The organism is Xanthomonas campestris pv. phormiicola (assembly GCA_025666215.1).
GTDB lineage: Bacteria > Pseudomonadota > Gammaproteobacteria > Xanthomonadales > Xanthomonadaceae > Xanthomonas_A > Xanthomonas_A campestris_A.
Genome location: CP102593.1, coordinates 1,369,685 through 1,389,526 on the forward strand (window position 1 = coordinate 1,369,685; position 19,842 = coordinate 1,389,526).

General features: G+C 61.2%; 18 protein-coding genes and 1 pseudogene. 1 reads left to right on the forward strand and 18 read right to left on the reverse strand.

Going from position 1 to position 19,842, the window contains the following annotated elements; genetic code table 11:
- Positions 1-78: 78 nt before the first annotated feature.
- The 18 genes and pseudogenes from NRY95_05625 to NRY95_05710 form a co-directional block, all read right to left on the reverse strand.
- Complete coding sequence (locus NRY95_05625; protein UYC17443.1) at positions 79-390, reverse strand: hypothetical protein; 312 nt, start codon at positions 388-390, stop codon at positions 79-81.
- A 124-nt stretch (positions 391-514) separates the two neighbouring features.
- Positions 515-808, reverse strand: coding sequence for a hypothetical protein (locus NRY95_05630; GenBank protein UYC17444.1), 294 nt, complete (start codon positions 806-808; stop codon positions 515-517).
- 114 nt (positions 809-922) lie between these two features.
- Positions 923-2,032: a DUF6094 domain-containing protein gene (locus NRY95_05635; protein UYC17445.1), complete on the reverse strand. Its 1,110-nt coding sequence runs from the start codon at positions 2,030-2,032 to the stop codon at positions 923-925.
- A 67-nt stretch (positions 2,033-2,099) separates the two neighbouring features.
- A complete protein-coding gene (locus tag NRY95_05640; GenBank protein UYC18513.1) occupies positions 2,100-2,756 on the reverse strand; it encodes a hypothetical protein in 657 nt (218 codons plus the stop codon).
- Positions 2,757-2,851: 95 nt separating this feature from the next.
- Complete coding sequence (locus NRY95_05645; GenBank protein UYC17446.1) at positions 2,852-3,457, reverse strand: DUF3275 family protein; 606 nt, start codon at positions 3,455-3,457, stop codon at positions 2,852-2,854.
- Between the two features lie 112 nt (positions 3,458-3,569).
- Positions 3,570-4,109, reverse strand: a complete 540-nt coding sequence (locus NRY95_05650; protein ID UYC17447.1) for an STY4534 family ICE replication protein — start codon at positions 4,107-4,109, stop codon at positions 3,570-3,572.
- Positions 4,110-4,439: 330 nt separating this feature from the next.
- Positions 4,440-5,363 carry a hypothetical protein gene (locus NRY95_05655; protein UYC17448.1) on the reverse strand — a complete coding sequence of 308 codons (924 nt, stop codon included), beginning with the start codon at positions 5,361-5,363 and terminating at the stop codon, positions 4,440-4,442.
- On the reverse strand, positions 5,363-7,483 hold the full coding sequence (locus NRY95_05660) for a hypothetical protein (protein ID UYC17449.1): 2,121 nt from the start codon (positions 7,481-7,483) through the stop codon (positions 5,363-5,365). Before NRY95_05660 ends, NRY95_05655 begins: the two co-directional genes overlap by 1 nt.
- Positions 7,484-7,700: 217 nt before the next feature.
- A pseudogene (locus tag NRY95_05665) lies at positions 7,701-7,853 on the reverse strand (DUF3085 domain-containing protein).
- 83 nt (positions 7,854-7,936) lie between these two features.
- Entirely contained in the window at positions 7,937-8,737 is an 801-nt protein-coding gene (locus NRY95_05670) for a GTPase (GenBank protein ID UYC17450.1), read from the reverse strand.
- A gap of 295 nt (positions 8,738-9,032) precedes the next feature.
- On the reverse strand, positions 9,033-9,242 hold the full coding sequence (locus NRY95_05675; protein ID UYC17451.1) for a hypothetical protein: 210 nt from the start codon (positions 9,240-9,242) through the stop codon (positions 9,033-9,035).
- A 72-nt stretch (positions 9,243-9,314) separates the two neighbouring features.
- Positions 9,315-9,698, reverse strand: a complete 384-nt coding sequence (locus tag NRY95_05680) for a hypothetical protein (protein UYC17452.1) — start codon at positions 9,696-9,698, stop codon at positions 9,315-9,317.
- A 170-nt stretch (positions 9,699-9,868) separates the two neighbouring features.
- On the reverse strand, positions 9,869-10,309 hold the full coding sequence (locus NRY95_05685; protein UYC17453.1) for a hypothetical protein: 441 nt from the start codon (positions 10,307-10,309) through the stop codon (positions 9,869-9,871).
- A 97-nt stretch (positions 10,310-10,406) separates the two neighbouring features.
- The gene (locus tag NRY95_05690) at positions 10,407-10,799 is read right to left on the reverse strand and encodes a hypothetical protein (protein ID UYC17454.1); all 393 of its coding nucleotides are present in this window, start codon (positions 10,797-10,799) and stop codon (positions 10,407-10,409) included.
- 28 nt (positions 10,800-10,827) lie between these two features.
- Complete coding sequence (locus NRY95_05695) at positions 10,828-11,079, reverse strand: hypothetical protein (protein ID UYC17455.1); 252 nt, start codon at positions 11,077-11,079, stop codon at positions 10,828-10,830.
- Between the two features lie 323 nt (positions 11,080-11,402).
- The gene (locus NRY95_05700) at positions 11,403-12,971 is read right to left on the reverse strand and encodes an ATP-binding protein (protein UYC17456.1); all 1,569 of its coding nucleotides are present in this window, start codon (positions 12,969-12,971) and stop codon (positions 11,403-11,405) included.
- A 970-nt stretch (positions 12,972-13,941) separates the two neighbouring features.
- On the reverse strand, positions 13,942-15,714 hold the full coding sequence (locus tag NRY95_05705; GenBank protein UYC17457.1) for a DNA cytosine methyltransferase: 1,773 nt from the start codon (positions 15,712-15,714) through the stop codon (positions 13,942-13,944).
- A 537-nt stretch (positions 15,715-16,251) separates the two neighbouring features.
- A complete protein-coding gene (locus tag NRY95_05710; protein UYC17458.1) occupies positions 16,252-18,267 on the reverse strand; it encodes a DNA topoisomerase III in 2,016 nt (671 codons plus the stop codon).
- Positions 18,268-18,539: 272 nt separating this feature from the next.
- Between NRY95_05710 and NRY95_05715 the strand changes: the two genes are divergently transcribed.
- Positions 18,540-19,787 carry a S1 family peptidase gene (locus NRY95_05715; GenBank protein ID UYC17459.1) on the forward strand — a complete coding sequence of 416 codons (1,248 nt, stop codon included), beginning with the start codon at positions 18,540-18,542 and terminating at the stop codon, positions 19,785-19,787.
- Positions 19,788-19,842 lie beyond the last annotated feature (55 nt).

The following is a 19,842-nucleotide window of genomic DNA, read 5'->3' on the forward strand; positions in this document are numbered from 1 at the left end:
CATGCACCGACCCCAGCAGGGCGATGGACATGCCCCGGCTGGGAAGAACGGACCGGCAAGCGGCCGGTTTGATGAGGGTCAGTATTCGCTTGGCAACAACAGCGTGGTGGCGCTGCGATCCCATTCGGTGATGATCCAAAGCCTCAGATCGGGTTCGATTTCGTAAGCCGAGAACAGACGATCCTCGCCGGATTTCAGCGCGGTGTCGTTGCACTGCCAATCGCTGTCATCGACGTCGCCCCAGTCGCCACGTAGGTGACGATGTAGGTACAAGTAGAGACGTGGCTGGCAACGTCGTTCTAGATCATTGACCCCAGCGGTCGTGATAATCCGGCCAGGCGAGAACTTCTGGCTCAGGATCAAGCTGTAGAGCAGTGTTTCGAGTGTCATGGTTAGCTCCTTGATGAGAAGGAGGAGCCACGGCACCCCTTTTGGGGCGTGTGGCCCCATTGGGTGGATAAGTTGGTAAGCAGACGCTATTGTCCTGTCGTGACGGAACAGCGCTGCAACAGAGTTAGTCTTCCGATGCAAGGACGATATGCGTCTCGCTGCGATCCGCTTCTGTGACGATGCGGATGGTCAGTTCACGAGTGACCACGTACCAGGAATCGAGGCGATCGCTGGACTTGAGGGCAGCGTTGTTTTCCTGCCATTTGTCGTCGGCGATATCGCCCCAGTCACCACGCATGTGGCGTTGAAGGTAAGGTAGGGGATCAAGCCGGCCCTCCCGCATCAGACGGTCGATGCCTTGGCTGAAGATCAATGCGCCGATCGGGAACAGAAGATTGCGCCGATGGTGGGATGTCATGGTGTTTCTCCGTTGCAATGGGAGAGCCACGGCACCCCTGCGGGGTGACATGACCCCGGTGGGTAAAGAAAATCCGACAGTGCTGCCTGTCTAGGCAACAGCGCCGAGAGGATGTCAGCGGATGGTCAACACCTCGCCCCGTGTAGGGGAGCCAGGTGTCATGTCCCATGCGCGGATGACGGGGACGAACCTGTCGGTCAGGACACGCGTCTCGGCCACAGAGCCGTCGTCGCGTTCGGTGTACTCCACGGCGGAGGTTTTCTCTTTGTGGGTATCGCCTTTGACGACCATCACCTTTCCGGTCTTGGAGCGAACGACGCCGGAAATAGCGCCGGCGGCCAAGGCGAGAGCCATGTGCCACGGAGACAGTGCACGCGCTGGTGGCCGCAGCGATTGCTGAGCCACGCCGAGGTGTGTTTGGAAAGAAGGCCACAGCCCTTGCAGGCGGTGAACTTCGTTTGCGAATTGCTCCGGTTCCATCGTGACCCGGTAGAAATGCTCCGGCTCCGCTATTGCGGCGGGAACCTGATACGGCAGGAACGGCCATTCGGCCGGCAATTCCTCCGCTTCGATATCACCCGCACCGATCTGCAGTAGCGCAGTGCGGGCGGATTTCGTCGCATCCCCCACCAGATCTCGCTGGCGGGACCGCGTTCCGAAGATCACCACTTGCTTGAACTGTGTTTCCACAGCGCGATAGATGCGTAGGTCGGTGAAATGCCGTGTGAGCCAGCCCACCAGCTCTGCATCGAGGACGTAGTGCGGGATGATGAACACCAGCACGCCACCATACTGCAGCATTGCAAGCGTGCGCTGATAGAACAACTTTTCGAGCCTTGCTCGGCCCTGTCCCTGATAGCCAATGTTGCCATTGACGTCTTTTGACAGATCGCCATATGGCGGGTTGAGCCAGAGCAGGCCGAAACTTTGTCGAGAAATCAGTGCGTCCATCAGGTCGCTGTGCAGGCAGTGATCGACGAGGTTCCGGGCGTGCCTGGCGCGTTCGCCGTCGTACTCGACGGCGTAGGCATTGACCAGGTCGCGACCGAGTGCATGTGCGGCTTCGGCGATGGCAACGCCTTCGCCCGCACATGGATCGATGATGTTCATCGGAGCAACTGCTGGTGCCAGCGCTCTCAGCGCCCGCTCCAGCGTGGGTTCGTCCGTTGGGTAGTACCCGTTCTTCGCAAAGTTCCGGGCGAGCCGGGGGAACATGAGAGCCATGGGAATCTCCTGATGGTTGGGAAAAAATAAAAGGCATGTGCGATGCACATGCCCTTGTGAGATCGGGTCAGGCGACGCGCCGGAGCGGTTCGCCGGATGCCAGTTCGTGTTCGGTGGCGCTGAGGGTGCCATTGCGGATCAGGTTGCCCAGCGCGTTTGTTAGCACCGGAACATCGAGCGAGAGCCGATGGCCTTCCAACCGCCCGAGGGCCATGGGAAGACGCGTCAGCATGGAGTGCTCCAGCAGCAGGGCCAGCACGGTGTCGCGCCAGTGATCGAGCAGCGGCAGTGGGCAGGTGTCTTGCACCAGCGTCCACAGCCGGTCGGACTGTTGGTTGGAGTCCCGGGGCAAGAGTGCCAATGCAGTAGCGTTGGTCTTGTCGGGCTTTACGCAACGTCGATCGAACAGCCACACATTGACCATGGAACCGAACAACGTGCGACGGAACATACGCGTGGAACGCTTCTCCAGCTTATCGACGCTACCGATGAACACCGGGACGGAGCCGCCCTGTTCGGTGAGGAGATGGAACTGGTCCAGTCCATCCTCATCACGCCCCAGCGTGAGCCGGGCCAGGAACTGTTGGACGGCGGTGTCGCGCGCCCAGACGGATAGGAAGACCAGATTGCCGGTTTCCTCACCGACGCAGCCGTCGGCCATCAGGTCTGGGCATTCGTCGATGCGAAACAGCGGTTGAGCAGATGCAGATAAGGTATCGGGCATGATGATGTCCTCTCGGATGAAGAAGGACAGCACGGCCCGTCGGGCAGATGCTGCCCCATGGGGTGGATGAAATTCCGCGGTTGCGGTGGTGGAGATCAGCCCGCCTCGCGGTGCCAGTGCTGCGACGTGGCGCTGAAGGTGTAGCCGAGTTCGGGCATGCGCTTGGACTGCAATCGCAGCGTACGGCGATCGACGGTGGCATCGAGCTTTACGACATCCTTGAGCGGCCAGAGCACACCGAACAATGCTTCGTCCTCTGCGTCGACCGAGGCTTCGGGCGAAGATGGAGGCTCGTAGCCGAATGGTGTGGTGTCGATCAGCGGGTCGCGCGGGTTGGGTGCCTTCGCTTTGGCTGGAGCCTTAGCAACGGGCGCGGGCGCCTGCGCTTCTTCGTCGATCGGATCGACTTCCTGCGGGCTTAGCTGTTGGGCTTCGTCCGTACTCAGGCGATCGACGTTGGAGAGGGTCATCCCGCCCAGGAGCGCGCGGATCTCGATGACCATCCGTCCACTGGTGTTGTAGGTAGATGGTCTGATTTCTGCGATAGCGAAATCGCCGTCGTATTTGCCTTCACAGTATTGCTCCAGTTCGGCATTTTTGATGACGAACTCGCCAATGCTGGTGGACAGTCGGCCAACATTGAAGTCGCCGTTCCTGCCGTGGATGGTCTTGATGGCCAGCTGGCCGGGTAGGGTGATCATGGAGGGCTTCTCCTGGTGATGATGGGACAAACAAAGGCCACCGATGCAGAGCATCGGTGGCCTTTGAACGGGAGAGAGAGGACAAGGCCCGGGATGGAACCTTGTGGATCAGTCAGAAGGACTCGGCCATGGCCGGAGCCTGTTCCTCGATGCTTTCTTCGGGCGCGACAGCGGTCTCTTCAGTTTCGGGAGCCGGTGCTTCTTGCTCGACAGGAGTAGCGACGCGCTCGCTGGCTTCGTTTTCAGACGCTGCCGACTTCGGCTCGGCCTTGTAGACCATGCTGCCGTCGACCTTGATCCAGCTGATGTACAGCAGACGGGCCTTGAGGCTGACGCCCTGTTCGCCGATGCGTTCACCTTTTTCATAGGTGAAGACGTCGGTCCACAGATCGCCGAGGCGAAAGCCGATCAGCACTTTCTTCTTGTCGTCGACGGCCTGCCGGCACTTACGCACCAGGTGCTGAGCTTCGGTGCCCGAAACGCGCGTGTCGAAACGCACCTTCGAGACGTCGTCACTCGGACCATTGAGCGCTACGATGTCGCACGCCAGGAAAGGCGCGCCTTTCTTCGGCTTCACTTCGCGAATGCGATTGAGATAGCCGAGGCCGGTGATGTGCAGGTCGAAAAAGGACTTTTCGTTGGATGTGGTCATGGTGGATCTCCAGGAAAAAGAATGCGGAGACACACCGACCCTGACGGGGGAGGTGTGAAAACCCCCGCGTGGGTTGATGGATCGTGATATGTGCTGTGACTAAATTGGCATCACCGCCGATGGCTCGGCGATTGTTCGCACTGGGATGCCGGATGCGAACTGGTCTGATCACGCGGACGGAACCGCGCCGTAGCCTCGAAGATCGTGGCTACCTGGGCATGTTGCTGACCGAGGTCAGCTGAACATGGCGGCAGCGTCGCACCAGCCCCCTCCGGCGGCCATGGGAAATCGGTACTGGCCCATCGCCCCATTGTGTCTGAGGTATTCGCCTCAACGGAAATCCGGATAGTCCCGGCGCACCCGCTCCTCCACCGCCACGGCGAGCGGATGCGGTGAACATGCGGGCAGGTTGCGTAGGATGGCCCAGGGCGTGTCAATCAGCAGATGGCCGGTGTCGAAATGTGGCAGGCCGTCGCGCTGGCGCAAGGCCTGCACGGCGAGCAGTTCGGCGGGGTAGACGCGATCGATGTCCTTCTCGAACTCGTAGGTGTTGCGCTCGGTGCCGTCCTTGCTGCGGGCGATGTGCCAGTCGGCCGCGGCCTGCATCGCGGTCTGGAACACCGCTGCGTCTGTGCTGCGCCAGTGGTCGAGCATGGCCTGGTACTCGGGGATCAGCGGAAGCACGGGCCGGTAATGGGTCGAAATGCCGAAAGCCTGTGCGAACAGGAAAATCAGGAAAGCGTCGTTGGTGCCTTTTCCCCAGCCCTCGCGACGCCACTCGTCCGGCTTCAGGGCCTGGTCCTTGTGCGCGACCTGGATCAGGAAGCGGGCGCCGGCTTCGGTGGCCTCCCACTGCGAGAGCATTGCGGTGGCGGCCACCTTCATGCTGGTCCAGAACGGCAGCAGCGGTTGCCGCTCGGTGGTCCAAGCCAGAGTCACGGCGGCCTCGAAGCGGAACGCGATCGAGCGCATCACTACCGCCCAGCGCAGCGGTTGGGCGAGTTCGTCCACGCGGCCCTGACCGCTGATGGAACAGGCTTGGACCGCATACACATGGCCCGCCCAGGTCAGTTCCATCCAGAGTTTGCCCGACACGGGGCCGGGAGCCGCAAGATAGTTCTCTATGTTCTCGAAATACCGCTGTGGTTCATTGTCTTGGCTGGCACGTTCGATCCAGCGATCACACTGCTTGAAGGTCTTCTTCAACGAAGGATGCCACGTGGGCAGGTGTTGGTCGCTCTTGTCGTTTGCCATCAACTCATCCTCGGGCCGCGCTGAGCCAAGTTCTGTTGCTCCGTTTCCTGGGCCAGCGCTTGTTGCTGGTTGAGCTGCTGGACCTGAGCGAAGCTCTCGGCCGCCGGATGCTGCGCGGCTTGCTCGGCTTCGACGTGGACATGGAAACCCGGGCCTTTCTCGCCGTGCGGAGAGCTGACTGCGAAGATGCGTGGCGTATCGGCGCTGCCGCCGATGCGCACCGAATCCAGGGTCTTACACAGCGGGTCGGCTTTATATTCCTTCAGCAGGCTCGCGGCAATATTGTGGCTTTCCGCAACGTTCCAACGACCGTCGCCCTGCACCGTGCGCAGCATCGTGTCAAATGCGGCGTGGTCGGGGTGGTCGGCATCGCCAGGAGTCAGCATCGTCTGTTTGGGCGCTGCGGGCTTGACCCATGGATCTATCTTGCGTTCGATCTGCAAGTGCGGCGCGTCTGGGCTCCGGCTCAGATTGAGCCGCACCCACGTGGCGTTGATGTTCTCGGCCTCCGGGCCGATTTCCCTGCTGATATCCTGAGCGATCGACTTCAGCCCAGGTATCGTGTTCTTCGGATCCCAGTGACCCTGGGCGTCAATCGCCCGCTCAAGCCGCTTGGCTACGAATTGTTCCGGGTCCCCATGTTGCGCCGGCGCCAATCCCTTGGCCGAGGTCTTGATCTCGAAGAACTCCAGATCACCGTCAGGGTTGCGGCCGACCAGGTCGATGCCGTGACCGGAGCGGTTCTTGATCGCGACGATGTCGCTATATCCCTGCTTTACCAGGTCATGGGTCTGGATGGCTTCGCCGATGTCGCCGAGCTGGCGGGTGGTGAGCCGGGTCAGGTCCACGCCCTGCGTACTGTGGTCTAGGGCCGTCGGGAAATCGATCTTGCCGTCAAAGACATCCGGGGTGCGCTTGAGGATGGCGGTGAGTTCGTGCGGTTCCAGTTGGCCGCTGCGCAGCAGGCCTTCGACGTTGTCGGTGGCGCGCGCGGCGCGGACTAGATCGTCCAGGTGGCCGTCCTGGCGGGCCTGGCCGACCAGCCCGCGCAGCATCTGCTGAGCCCCTTCGCCGGCCTCACCACCACGCCGGGCGGCCTGGCCCACTTCATCCAGTGCCTCGGCGTAGGCGCCAGCGCGGCCCGGCAAGCCAGCACGGCGCTCGGGCGCATGCTCAGCGCCGTCGTGGGCGCGCGCACCAGTGCGTTCGGCGCGCGCGGCATCGGCCAGGCCTTCGCCGGCCTCGGCGGCGGCACGCGGGGCGATGTCCTCCATGATCTGCGCGGCCTTGCCGAGCTTGCTCACTTTGCTTGCCGGCACCAGGGTGGCCAGGATCTCCACCCCGGCCGCACCGGCCGCGCTGCCGATGTATTCGCGCTCGCGCCCATCGCGCTGCGCCTGCGCCAATCCCTGTTCCCAGTGCTGCCACGCCTGCGTGGCGGCGCTGCGGGCCTGGTCGATTGGCTTGTGCGGGTCGGCGGCGACCTCGGCGGCATAGATGCGGACCATGCCGACCACCACGTCGCGGTAGTTGGGATCGGAGGCCAGGCGCACGCCCATGCGCGCCAGATCGACGGTATCGCTGAGCGTGGACAGGGCGTGCGTGGCACCGCCGGTGACGAAACCGTAGCCTTGCTGAGCCTCGCCGATCACGTTGCTGCCGACGTTCGCTGCAGCACGCAAGGCGAGCGAGGCACCGGGATCGGCGGCCGTGTGGCGGGTGCTGCGCTGCCCAGCGGCCAGGCCGTCGCTGACCTGGGCGCCGGCCCGGCTCGCCGCGTTGCGCGTAGCGTCATAGGCCTGCTCACCGGCCTCGAAGGCCCGCTCGCCCATTCGCTCGAGCCAGCTGTCGCTGAGGTTGGCCTGGTCCAGCGCATCAGCAAAGCGCTGCCGTTCCTGCGGCGTGTCCAAGCGCTGGTCGATGGCGGAAAAGAAGGCGTTACGGTCGAAGGTGGCGAATCCCGGCGAGGCCGGCAGAGCACCCACCAGTGCAGCGGCATCCACGCTCCCCATGCCTTGGTGCTGCAGGATCAACCGTTGCGCTTCGTAGGCCATCGGATCGACCCGGCCCTGGGCATCGGTGGCAGACAGCAGGGCGGCGATCTCAGTGGTGCTGGCCATGTGGCTTCCTCCGGGCATGTAAGGTGTGCATTCCCTGCGACCCTATTTTGAGCGCGGTGCAGCCGGTACTGCAAGTGTCGGCCAGACCCAGGGGAAGTGGCCGGAGGATACATTCCCCGGCATGTTGCACTCTCTACGACAGCCATTACAGCCCCGATTTTGGCAGGATCGACGGTCCGGGCGATCACGACATGCGCGTCGATCGAGAAGGCCGCAGGTAGGCCAGCAGCTTCTGGCGTCCTTCAGGCGTTCGCTCGCCGTGCTCGGACAGGAAATACACCCCTTGGTCCTTTACCAGGACGACGCGGCATTTTTTCGCGGCTGCTTCGGCAAGAACTGGGCGCAAATCGGCACCTTTGAATCGCAACATGGGTCACTCCATTGATTAAAAAAGGGGAGACTTCCCGCCGGGGCGGCGGGAAGTCGATCGGTAAGGAAATTGTGGGTGCTGGATCAGTGATTGGTCGGCTTGCTTTGGCCAGAAAGGACGCTCACCTGGATATGCCGCCAGGTACCATCATCGATCAGCTGCTCCAGCGTTTCTCCGAGGGTGTCGAAGAAGACCGAGTCCACCCGTTGGACCAGCTCCTCGCCTCGCCGCAGCTCCACGGCATAGAGGTCGCCGACGCGTTCGTAGAGAACAGTGACCTGGCCCTGGAACTTCGCCGTTGCGACGGTGAAGCTGATGGACGGCGGGGTCTTGATGATGTCGCGCGGTAGCGGATCGACCCAGGCGAAGTCCCGTGCGTTTGCATCCACCAGCAGATGGGTGATACGCCGGAAACCATCGGGAGCCGGTAACTGCTCCAGCTGCTGAACGAGTTCCTGCAGTTCCAGGCAGCGCGGTTCGGGGATCGGAAGCTTGGCAGGTGCCGAGCCGAGAATGCGCGTCTTAACCACATAGGGCGTGCCATCCGGCGTCCGTTCTGTCCGCTCCTCCGGCGTGTCCGCACGCAGACCATCGAAGCGGCGCCGGGCGTAGGGTTGGACGTGTACCTTGGCACCTTCGTCTGGCTCCTGTGTCGCCAAGCGGCGATCCAGAACAGCGAACTCGGTGCGGCCTATCTTGACGACGATGGCGTCGTCGGTCTTGGCGACGACCTTGCCTTCGAACGGCTGGGGATCAACGTGGAGGCCGAGTGCCGACACCAGAGGCTGCCCATCGTGAATGCGGAACTTGATTTTGCGGGTGTTCCTTGGGACATGGCCCGATACCAGCGTTGGTATTTGGGCGCGAATGGTTTGATGATCCATGGGAGATACCTTGAAATCAAGGGACTCCCGCCCACAAGGGAGGAGATCCCTTGTGGGTTGATAAAAAGGCGCGGTATTGCGCCGGGACGAAATGCAACCAGTGCGGCGAACCGCACCGTAGCCTTGAAGGTCTGGGCTACCTGGGCATGTTGCTGACTGCGTCAGCGGAACATGACGCTCAGACTGCCGGAGCGGTCATGTGGCGTCGTGTGAGAAGTGGTATTTCGGCGAGCCCGCTTTTTTACCCTGAGCCGCAAAAAAAGAGCCTCCCGAAGGAGGCTCGTTGTGGGTCAAGTCAATTGTCTATCATTGTCAATCCGTCCAGCGGTGGCGCGTCAGGATCGAATATCAGGAAGCGGGTATCTGCTCGGCCTGCCAGATGTAGAACTTCCCGCAGGGAGTTCGGAACGCCTGCGGCTTCCTGCTCTTGCCAGAGCTTTTCGGCGCCGTGTCCTTCGATGGGAACCAGATTGGCGTCTGTCCACGGCGTGGAGATCAGTTTCACGCCGATGCCCACGTCGTCAGGGAACCGGAACGCTTCGAACAACAGACCCAGAGGCGTCGAGGCGTCGGCCAGTTATTTGAGGTACTGCATCGCGTCTTCGGTGATGTGCCCCGTGCTGATTTCCCAAGCTCGGCTGTAATGGCCCGTCTCGAATGCCAGGCGTCTGATGACTGCTAAGCCGTCGGCCCGCGACCGCGTGTCGCAGACATGGATTAGCTTACCGTCCTCTTCTGCGGTAACGGTATAGATCACCGCGCGGACAATGCCATCGACGGGACAGGTTGAATCGATCTCGTCCGGAACATCCTGACCTTCGGTAACCACCGCGTGATGTTCATTGAAGATGCAAGGATGGCATTCGACCGATTGGTCGGGAAGGTTGTACTGGTAGTCATGCAGAGGTCGATAAATCAACGTCGGATCGCTGTCCGTAGAAATAGCCAACAGGCGGCGCATGGATAGCTTCTGATAGCCTCGGATGAAGGGATTTCGATCTTGGGACATGGGGGTTCTCCGGTAGGGACAAGATGGAGCCACCCCAACGGGGATTGGCCCCAAAGGTTGTAAGAGGTGTGTTCCCAAGCGGAACTGCTATCTAGTCAGGGTCTGTGACGCGCGTGACGCGGCTATGAAGCTTCCTGCATCAACTCGTTCAGAGCCTCTGTCAGTTCTTGTTCGTCAAGTGTGATAAACAGTCGCCGTGCTGATGCATTCAAAGCGAGGCGCGCGTTACGGTCATTGAGTACGAAACCGTACTTTCGAGCGGTGTAGCGAGCCTGAGTTACGACAGCAGCGACGTCCATACGGCGCAACGTGTCGATGAGCGCTTTCGGTGATACGACACGCCGGCCAGGATGGTAAGGTTTTGGAACAATCTCATAGCCGCTGGCCTCGAACACGGCGTCTCCGACGGGTATCTGGAACAGATCGTCCGTATGCGTAAAACGGGTTGCGACGTCGCCGACGGCAATGCGCGGGGGAGCGACGTTGATCGGCCAGTTTTCGATGATGATGTCCTTTACCAGTGTGCCATCGACAATGACGGCAATAAGCGGGACGTTTGACATGAGACGCTCCTTGAAGTGAAGCGAGGAACGCAAGCCCCAACGGGGACATGTGTCCCTCGTGAGGTGGGTGAAGAAAGTCAGGGCAAGGCGAGCACGCTCACCAGCCGTTGTAATTGAGGATCAGATCGGCGATCACTTTGCGGCGAGGCAGATCGAGGCCGCTGAAATCCGCCAGTCCTTTGAAGCCGGCGCGGTTGAGCATCTTGCCGCCATCGCGGGTGTCGTAGATGCTCACCATGGCAGACAGAAACATGCGCTCGCTGGGACTGAAGACTCCCAGGGCGTCGTTGATCAACAGGACGTTCGGGCACAAGTCCCATTTGCTGGTGGCCTGCTCCAGACCGGCTTGCGTGCCAGCACCGAACCATCTGGCTCCCGCACACGCCGCGCCACGTTTCCAGGCTTGGAAGAACGCAGAAGGCGCTTGGTCAAAATGCGCGAGTTCCTGTACGAGCTGATCGGCTACGTCTTGAGGCAAGGAGGAGTGCATGGATATTCTCCTGAGACAGAGAGTGAAATTACGGGTGCAACCGCTGCGTCCATGCACCTGTCGCCAGGGCGTGGGTTGCAGCTTCGTCGCTGGGGAAATACTCGATCGACTCGCGCGAGACAGGACCTTCGTTATCGATGGTTCCGATGTAGTGGTCCGCTGCGCTTGCCAGCACCTGTAGGGGCAGGCGAGTGCCGACCCAGATCAGAGCCAAATAGCCGACGAATTCGGTTTTTGCCTCCCCGGGAGTCAAGGACGGCGAGGTGTAAGCAGGGGACATGGGTTCTCCTGATGAACATGATGGGAAAGTGCAACGTCCTGACGGGCGTGGAAGCTTCCAGAGGGACGGTGGTGGAGCATCTACGTCGTAACGACGCGCGTCCGCGGAGGCGATGCGAGGCGGACTGGTTGGGTCAACGCAGATGATTCCGCGGCGCAACCGGCTTGACCCTGGCTGCTGGCATGGTGCTGACGGATCAGCGACGCATATGCGGCAGCTTCAGCCGGATCGCTGGGGGCGTCATGCCGGAATGCGGTGCCGGGCTCGCCCTATTCGAGAGCGGATAAGGAGAACGCTCCCGAAGGAGCGTTCTTACAATGGACTCAGGATGAAACTTCCTGCAGCCTTCCTTCGCCATCGAACACCAGACACACGGTCGCCCCGGCTAGCCGCGGCAGCGGACTGTGGCGCAGCGAGGTCGGCAGCAAGGCGCTGACGACACCAGCAGGATCCGGCGAGCGGCCCACTGCGATGAAGGTGGCGATGGTGGCCGCGTCTTCAGCTTCGCTATTTTCATCGTAGCGATCGTTGAAGATGTAGTCGGAAACGAACCGCGTGACCTGATCTGCCCCAGATGTGAGGTAGAGGGTTTCGCCTTGGCGCACGGTTTCGACCGTGTATACGCCTGGCTCGCCGTCGAGGTAGACACTGAGTGTGTCAACTAGCTTCAGCACGAGCGGCGGATAGTCAGCCAGCGGAAGGTTGGCGTCCTCATGCAGGATGGCCCCTTGCTTGATGACGATTCGGCTCGGCTCGATAGTCTTGACCATGCCGCTCAACCAATGCCCGGGATCGAGATATGCCTCCTCGAGCAGGAAGGCTTCGCGCACCTCCAGATAGACGTGGGCCGCGTGTTCGTCGGTCGCGTCTTCCCCGACCTGCCAGACACCGGCCTCTTCGAGCGCCTCCTTCGCCACGATGCCTCCGAGCAAATAGCGTTCCCAAAACCGACGGTAGCCGGGTGGCTCGTCGGCCCAGTTCCGGAACCAGCTTCGTTGCGCGAACGGAACGTCGTTGAGCAGGTCGGCGTTTGACGAGCGCAGGCAGTCCGATCCATGCCGTTCGACGAACTCGCTGCCGGACAGGTTTGCCTTGGCTTCGATCAGGGCCTCGCGATAGGCCTGGTCGATCGCCGCCTGGATGCGCTTGTTGTCCTCCGTCTCGTTCAGCAGGTGTTGCCGATCTGGAGGCCGGGCGATGAGATTGTCGCGCAAGAGTACGACTTGGTGGTCGTTGAGCCGGGGTCGTGTACCGATGGGCAAACCTTGCAGGAAGCATCGCCATTCCGTACGCGGTGCGGACAGACTGAGCAGCACCTGGCCCATGGTGGTCTGCCGCCACTTCAGTGAGGGATCGGCCAGTGGTCGAGCGATTGCGACGCCGTTGAGTGATACGGGAACGGGAAACGCCTCGCACAGCCTTGCGAGCTCTCGCCGAACCCAGTCAGGCAGATTCATGCCGGTCTGCGGCGACGCCACGCCGTTCAGGCGTATCTGGGTGCCGATGCGCAACGGCGCGGGAATCACCTCGACATCGCTACCGCGGATGATCGATGCCGTTTCGGCTTGGAAGGCCTGGTCGACGGAGTGCACGCTCAGGTGCTGGGCGAAGTACAACGTGGACAACACGCCCAGGCCGAAGGCGTTTTCGCGGACGATCAGTTCGTCGTCCCAGCCGGACTCGGCGATGAAGATGAGGGTTTGCAGATCGGCGATGCCGATACCGTCGTCGCTGACGGTCAGCGTGTCGTTGTCCACGGTGATGTGAATGTGGTTGGCTTGGGCGCGTCTGGCGTTCTGCAACAGTTCGCCCAGCATGGAAGCCTGGTTGAACGCATGGCGCAGGTTGGCGATCAGACGATGCTGATTTGTCTTGAGACGAATCGTGGACATGGTTGAGCTCCTTGGACAAGTGATGCGCCCATCGAGGCGCTTGAACGGATGGCGCTCAGGTAAGGCGAGCGCAGGCGATGGCAGGACTGGACGGGCCAGCTACGGACGAGGTTGAGGACGGAAGAGGCATCGACGCCATGGCTGGCGCGCGTCCGCCGGCGGTGATGCGGCGCGGACTGGGTGGTCGGTGCGGGGGAACCGCATCGCAGCCTGGAAGACCGTGGCTGCTGGCATGGCGCTGACGAATCAGCGGTGCATGGTGTGAGAATGAAAGATGGGCGAGCGCGTGTCGTCAGGGAATGGTGGCCGGTGCCTACCCGCTTTTGTGCATCGGCGGCGGGTTGTCGCGATACGGCATCAGCGTGTTGCTGATCTACGGTGCCCTGCGGTTTGACGAAAACGCGTCTGAGAAGTAATTCGCAGTCAGCGCTTGCAACCTTGCGTAGCTCTATGGAGCTGCTTTATGTAGTTCCCGCGTTGTTTCGAAGCTGGAAAGACAGACTTGTTGAAAGGGCAGGGCGTTTGCGACTTCGTCGAATGAAGCGAGGGATCTTTTCGAGATACTTGCGTTTGCTGCGGGCGTCGTTCAATTGTCCGATGCTACCCACAGGGCTCGGATATGTGCAGTCTATGATGAGGGGCGCCAGCTGATAACCCGAATCGCACCGCCGGGAACACCACCCCGGCCGAGCATCGTTGCTTGCCTTGCGCGCTTTGACGCACACAAGGAAGTCGGCGATGCCGCGGTGGCGGGATGGGTGCTTGCGGCGATCGCAGCGCGTGTCGCGCAGCGAGATCTCGAAAATTGGGACTTTTTTCAGATGATCATTGATAAGGCGTCTGACATGCTCGCTATCTATAACGATAGGAAACCGCACTGATTCCAGCCGAGATGACGTGTCGTGCGCGTCCGTCCAACATTACTCATGGAAGCCCATAGCAAAAAAGCTCCCGTAGGTAGCGGTGGATACTATTTCAGCAATGCCTGTTGCAGGCGACGGCCGAGCCACGCCACACACGGGATCGCCATCGAATTGCCGATCGCCTTGTAGCGCGGCCCATCTGCCGCCGGCTTGCCGCGATACGGCACCAGCGTGTAGTTGTCGGGCATGCCCTGGAGTCGCTCGCATTCCACGGGCATGAGACGTCGCACGCGCCAGCCCACCCATTGCGACCATCCGGCCTTATTCGGGCTGGCCAACTCGCCTTGGAAGTAGCCCTCTGTCGAGAGCAGGACGACATGGGCCTTGTCGCCACCACCTCCGCTGGCGCGCAGGGCACTCGCTATTTCTCCGCCAAGCTCGATTGTCGCGCCTCCATCGCGGCCACGCAGGGCGACGGACTTGGCGACCAGAGCCGGACCAAGGATAGTGTCACCGACTACCGGATGCTTGCTGCAATGGCTGATCAGCGTGCCCGAAACGTCGTAACTGAAATTGGCTTCCAGGGACTTGAATGCAATAGCCGGCATGACACCGGCATTCGCATGGCTTTCAGAGTGCCCCCCAGCCCGCAGTGTCGGAGCAAGGTTATCGAGCGCATCGGCTCCGTAATCCTTGGCGGTGAATGCGACGATTGGCGTGTTCTCGCGATCGCTTTCCCGTTCGGTGATTTTGACGGGTCCGTAGGCGATTGCGGGCAGTCCTTGTTCGGGTTTACCTCCCCCAGTCGAGAGTGTGCCGACGATCTGGCCATGACGGGATTCAAGGCGTACCTCGGCACGGCTGTTCTGTGCGAAGGCGATGAGAGGAGCATAGAGTTGGAGCGGCTGCGCGACGATGGGAACGCCGCGACCAGTGCCATCTTCGCTGCTCCCCTTACCGCCGTTGGCGGTATTGAGGGCATGCGTCTGTTGTCCTGTGGCGGATTGGGCGGCGAAGGTCTCGACCTCGAAATCGCACTTGTGACCGCGAGCCGTTAGGCACGCGGCCTTGTCGATCGGCCCCCGTCTGTTTCCGCCTCCGAAGCAAACGGTCAGAGATTGCCTAAGATAGGCCCCGGCCAGAGTGTCGGGAAGGCTACCTGGGCAGTCAGCGCCCCCTTTAGCAGGTCCGGAAGTGATTTCCCGCGCTTGGTCGCTCGGCGAAGAATCCCTGCGCAGGCCACCGGACTCAAAAAGTACCGAGGCGGGATCGAGGTCATTTCGACCACTTGCCACAAGGAACACACGCTTGCGACGTTGGGCGACGCCGAAATATTGTGCGTCGAGTACCCGCCACGCGACGCGACGGCGGGGTCCAGACACACAACCTGCGTGCGTCCATTTTTTCCCTGGTGGTTCCAGCGCATGGCCTTCTCCGGCCAATGCGCCCAGAAGGCAGCCGAAGGCATTCGACCGGTCGGAGAGCACGCCCGGGACGTTTTCCCAGACGATGACCGAGGGTGGCTGGTGGTGTTGGTGGCGGGTTTGGTCGATGGCATCGGCGAGCTCCGAAAATTTGAGGGTCAGGGCGCCGCGCGGGTCGGACAGGCCGCCTCGTGCGCCGGCAAGGCTGAACGCTTGGCATGGCGTGCCGCCGACGAGAACGTCAGGGGCTGGTACGGTGCCGGCGAGCACCTGATCGGCGATCAAGGTCATGTCGCCGAGGTTGGGGATGTCGGGGTAGTGGTGGGCGAGGACGGCACTCGGAAACGGATCGACCTCCGAAAACCAGGCCGCCTCCCAGCCGAGCGGCTTCCAGGCCAAGCTCACAGCTTCGATGCCGCTGCACACACTGCCGTAATGGATCGACGGGTGTTTCATGTCTCATCTCCTGTTCTTGGGCGCACAGGCCCACGGCCACCCGGTCGGGGACCGGAGGCGCAAGGTGTGGGGGAAGGAGGGAACAGGACGCCGGAGGCTGTATGCCTCCGGCGGGAGAGAAAGAAACCACCTGTGGGCTGTGCATAGACCTGGCCGTCGGTAGAGCCCGTCACCGCAGCAGCAATCGCACCCGACCCGTTTCGTGGTTGGGGTCGGTATCATTCGGCGCACATCCGCGCACAAAAGGCGCCCGTTGTTTCACCGGCGGGCACCGGCATCGAACACCGTCGTCCCCGAAGGGTCTCCTCGTCTCTCGCGCACAAGAAGCGAGGAGACCCTTCGGATCGAACGTAGATATCGCCGATCAACAGGGCGCGTATGGGCGACCGAACAGGAAAACACCTTCATCCATCCGGCGGTAGGAGCCGCTGGACGCATGTCGTTTCAGAAGGCGGTGACATGTTGGGGTGCCCCGTCGGCGACGGGGCAATGCCTGGCAACCGCTGGGAACGCGGTCGGGGCAGGATGTATGTGGCGTCAGGACGCCTTGGGGGCAGCGCGCTGCTTGCGGGCGGCGGTGCGCTTGGCACCGGGCGAAGCGATCGCCACGGTGCCCTTGCACTCGGGGTAGCAGGGGCACGACCAGAAAGCGCCGGACTTGCCGGTACGCTGGCGGGTGGCCGTGCCGCACAGCGGACAGGCCGGCCCTTCAGGAACCTTGATGGTCAATGTGATGGAGCGATATTGCTGAACAATTTGCGCAATCCAGGCGGATTGTTTTTCGATGAACGTATCCAACGTCAACTGGCCGGCCTCGATCATGTCCAGTGCCTGTTCCCAGATCGCCGTGGTGCCGGGATCGGCAATGGCCGCCGGTACTGCATCGATCAGGGTGAACGCAGCATCCGACGCGCGAACGGACCGGCCTTTCTTCATCAGGTAGCTGCGGGTCAGCAAGCCATTGATGATGTTGGCGCGCGTAGCTTCGGTGCCAATACCGGTCGTGTCCTTGAGCTTCTGCTTCAGGCGCGGATCGGTAACGAGCTTTGCGACACCCTTCATCGCCTTGACCAACTCGCCCTGCGTATAGGGTTTAGGTGGTAGCGTCTTCAGCGCTTTGAGTTCGACTTGTGCGACATCGTAGCGGATGCCATCGGCCAGGGGTGGCAGAGTCTGGCTGCGCTGTGACTGCTCGTCGTCGTCGGAGCTCGACTCGCGGTGACCTAGCGCCAGATGCCAACCCGGTACGACAATCTGCTTGCCGGTCGCCTGCAATGATTGCCCTGCGCAGGTGAACAGCGCCACGGTTCGGTCGAATTCGTGATGAGGTAAGAACTGCGCCAGGTAGTGCGCCCGGATCAGACGGTAGACCGCTAACTCCTTCTCTGACATCGCCGAGAGTTTGGCGGGTTCGAGCGTCGGGATGATGCCGTGGTGCGCGGTGACCTTGCCATCGTTCCAGGCGCGCGAACGCTGACCACGGTCGAGCTTGGCGATGAGGGAACCCAAACTGGGATCGGTGGCGAGCAGCGCGTCGAATACGGTCGGTATCTCGGGGAGCATGCTCTCCGGCAGATAGCCTGAGTCGGAACGGGGATAGGTGGTGGCCTTATGCGTTTCGTAAAGCGCCTGCGCGATGTCCAACGTTTCCTGCACGTCCAGTCCCAACTGGCGGGAGCAGACCTCTTGCAGCGTGCCCAGGTCGAATGGCAGCGGTGGCGCTTCGCGGACGCGTTCGGTTTCGACGGATTGCACCAGCGCCTCACGGCCGGCACGCATGCGTTCTGCGGCTTGCTGCGCGACGGGTTGCCGCAGGCATCGGCCTGCCTCGTCGGTGGCATCAACCGGCGGCACCCAACTCGCCGTGAACGATTGGCCTGCGCGAGACAACTCCACGTCGATGGCCCAATACGGGACTGAGACGAAGCGCGCGATCTCACGGTCGCGATCCACTACCAGCCGCAACGTCGGCGTTTGTACACGGCCGACCGACAACACGCCCTGATACCCGGCCTGACGGCCAAGCACGGTGAACAAGCGGCTGAGGTTCATGCCAATCAGCCAGTCGGCTCGTGAACGGGCGAGTGCCGAGTGGTACATCGGCAGTGTTTCGCTTGAAGGGCGTAGCGCACTGAGCGCTTTGCGGATCGATGCGTCGTTGAGCGCCGACAACCACAGCCGTTGGATCTGACCGCGGTAGCCGCACAGATCGATAATCTCTCGGGCGATCATCTCGCCTTCGCGATCGGCGTCGGTGGCAATCACCACCTCGGTCGCTTGACCGACCAGCTGTTTAACGACCTTGAACTGCGTGGCGGTGGAGGCCTTGACCTCGCTGCGCCAGCGCTCGGGGAAAATGGGAAGCTGTTCGATGGACCAGCGTTTGTACTGTTCTCCGTAGGCTTCCGGCGGCGCGGCTTCGATCAGGTGTCCGATGCACCAAGTCACAACGATGCCGGAACCGTTGTAGCAGCCGGAGCCGCGTTGATTGGCACCCAGCACACGCGCGATGTCTTTACCCTGCGAAGGCTTCTCGCACAGATACACGCGCATGTGGCCTCCTTAATGACCAGCTTCTTGTCGGACAGACAACAAGATGCCTGCTGGGAAAAGGATCGGCAGTTAAAAAGCGGGACGTGGTGACGACCGCTTTGCGGGTTCGAATTCGTCCGACCCATGCCGGTCAGCGCGATCGCGCCGTGGGTCTGCGCCGTTTGGGAACCGGAATGCTGCTCACATCAGGCCGCCATTAGCTGCTGGCATATTGATCGTGCCGGAGCGCCTAAGCCTGCGGAAGGGAGTCCGCCTCTCTGCTGGGAGCAGTCATGTCTACGAAAATGCTTGCATGTATTGTCTTCGTTCTAGCGCTGGCGGTTGCGAAAATTGGGTTCGCTGCGCCATCCGTTCCACCCCTGAACTCGTTGACTAGAGAACAAGCGCAAGCCGTGGATGCTGAGAAAATTGGTGCCATCATGGGCGTCAGTTCGAGTGAAGCGAGAAATCGGTTGAAATTACAGGATGCGACGGTCGCGCTCAGCAAGTCGTTACGCGCCAAATATATCGACCGTCTGGCAGGCATCTATCGAGAGTGGTCGCCAACGCCGCGCTTTGTCGTTCGTCTGAAGGGCCAGCAATTGGAGCGGTCACGGTTCTATACATTCGATGGAAAGACCTTCGAGGTGTCATTTATTTCGGGAGCCGAGAATACGATCAGCGAACTACGCGAGGCCTTGCGCGCGAACCTGTCAGCGCTCGCAATGGCATTCCCGACGCTCCAAGCAACTCGCACCGATGAGAAGACCGGAGAGGTGGTGATTGACATAATGGCTGCTGACGCCAAGGGCGATGCGAATGCGCGCGCGCAGGCCATCCTCGGCGTACCCGCGCGTGTAGAGGTCGGTGACATGCCGGGGCTGCTTGCGATCAGCGGAAGCGGTTCGCTCGACATCGGAGGCGTTGCTGGTGAATGCACGGGTGGCTTTGTTGTGTCAAACAGCGGAAATACGATTCCTGGAATCGTTACTGCCGGCCATTGCCCCAACAACGCAACAACGGACTACATCACGCTTGATGCGAACTCGATCAATCTGACTTTAGTGGCCGAAGTCTGGAACGGATCGGAGGACCTCCAATGGTACAGGCCGACACAGTCCAGCGATTATTCCGAATTGGAAGCAACATTTTTCGCGACGGGTGCAGACAACAGGACTGTCTATGGGGCCTTCTATCTGAGCGATACCAATGTTGGCGATGCTTTGTGCTTTTTCGGCCAATCGTCAGGTGATAACTGTGGCGTCGTTGACGCGCTCGATTACAACCCGAATCTCCCGAATAACGGTTGTGGTGGTTACACCTGCGAAGCTGCATTCGTCTCGGTCGCAGCCCCGGCGTCGGATACCAACTTCATATGCAACCCAGGCGACAGCGGCGCACCTGTATTTCGAGATAACTACGCCTACGGTATCTTGTCGGGTGGCGCCTTTAGTCAATCCACGGGCAAGTGCGCGCGCATCTTTTACACGCCCCTCGATAAGTTGGACGATCTCGGCATCCACGTCATGATCCCCTCCTGAGAAATGACGAATTTCTGCCACAGCGACATGTTCTAGCTCATCTAACTCATGTCGC

What these genes read in the sequence shown, in the direction of transcription:
- NRY95_05640 (UYC18513.1), bottom strand. Translation starts at nt 2,756, where the DNA reads ATGCCCGATACCTTATCTGCATCTGCTCAACCGCTGTTTCGCATCGAC.
- NRY95_05630 (UYC17444.1), bottom strand. Translation starts at nt 808, where the DNA reads ATGACATCCCACCATCGGCGCAATCTTCTGTTCCCGATCGGCGCATTG.
- NRY95_05680 (UYC17452.1), bottom strand. Translation starts at nt 9,698, where the DNA reads ATGCGCCGCCTGTTGGCTATTTCTACGGACAGCGATCCGACGTTGATT.
- NRY95_05695 (UYC17455.1), bottom strand. Translation starts at nt 11,079, where the DNA reads ATGTCCCCTGCTTACACCTCGCCGTCCTTGACTCCCGGGGAGGCAAAA.
- NRY95_05655 (UYC17448.1), bottom strand. Translation starts at nt 5,363, where the DNA reads ATGGCAAACGACAAGAGCGACCAACACCTGCCCACGTGGCATCCTTCG.
- NRY95_05645 (UYC17446.1), bottom strand. Translation starts at nt 3,457, where the DNA reads ATGATCACCCTACCCGGCCAGCTGGCCATCAAGACCATCCACGGCAGG.
- NRY95_05650 (UYC17447.1), bottom strand. Translation starts at nt 4,109, where the DNA reads ATGACCACATCCAACGAAAAGTCCTTTTTCGACCTGCACATCACCGGC.
- NRY95_05685 (UYC17453.1), bottom strand. Translation starts at nt 10,309, where the DNA reads ATGTCAAACGTCCCGCTTATTGCCGTCATTGTCGATGGCACACTGGTA.
- NRY95_05710 (UYC17458.1), bottom strand. Translation starts at nt 18,267, where the DNA reads ATGCGCGTGTATCTGTGCGAGAAGCCTTCGCAGGGTAAAGACATCGCG.
- NRY95_05690 (UYC17454.1), bottom strand. Translation starts at nt 10,799, where the DNA reads ATGCACTCCTCCTTGCCTCAAGACGTAGCCGATCAGCTCGTACAGGAA.
- NRY95_05700 (UYC17456.1), bottom strand. Translation starts at nt 12,971, where the DNA reads ATGTCCACGATTCGTCTCAAGACAAATCAGCATCGTCTGATCGCCAAC.
- NRY95_05715 (UYC17459.1), top strand. Translation starts at nt 18,540, where the DNA reads ATGTCTACGAAAATGCTTGCATGTATTGTCTTCGTTCTAGCGCTGGCG.
- NRY95_05670 (UYC17450.1), bottom strand. Translation starts at nt 8,737, where the DNA reads ATGGATCATCAAACCATTCGCGCCCAAATACCAACGCTGGTATCGGGC.
- NRY95_05660 (UYC17449.1), bottom strand. Translation starts at nt 7,483, where the DNA reads ATGGCCAGCACCACTGAGATCGCCGCCCTGCTGTCTGCCACCGATGCC.
- NRY95_05705 (UYC17457.1), bottom strand. Translation starts at nt 15,714, where the DNA reads ATGAAACACCCGTCGATCCATTACGGCAGTGTGTGCAGCGGCATCGAA.
- NRY95_05625 (UYC17443.1), bottom strand. Translation starts at nt 390, where the DNA reads ATGACACTCGAAACACTGCTCTACAGCTTGATCCTGAGCCAGAAGTTC.
- NRY95_05635 (UYC17445.1), bottom strand. Translation starts at nt 2,032, where the DNA reads ATGGCTCTCATGTTCCCCCGGCTCGCCCGGAACTTTGCGAAGAACGGG.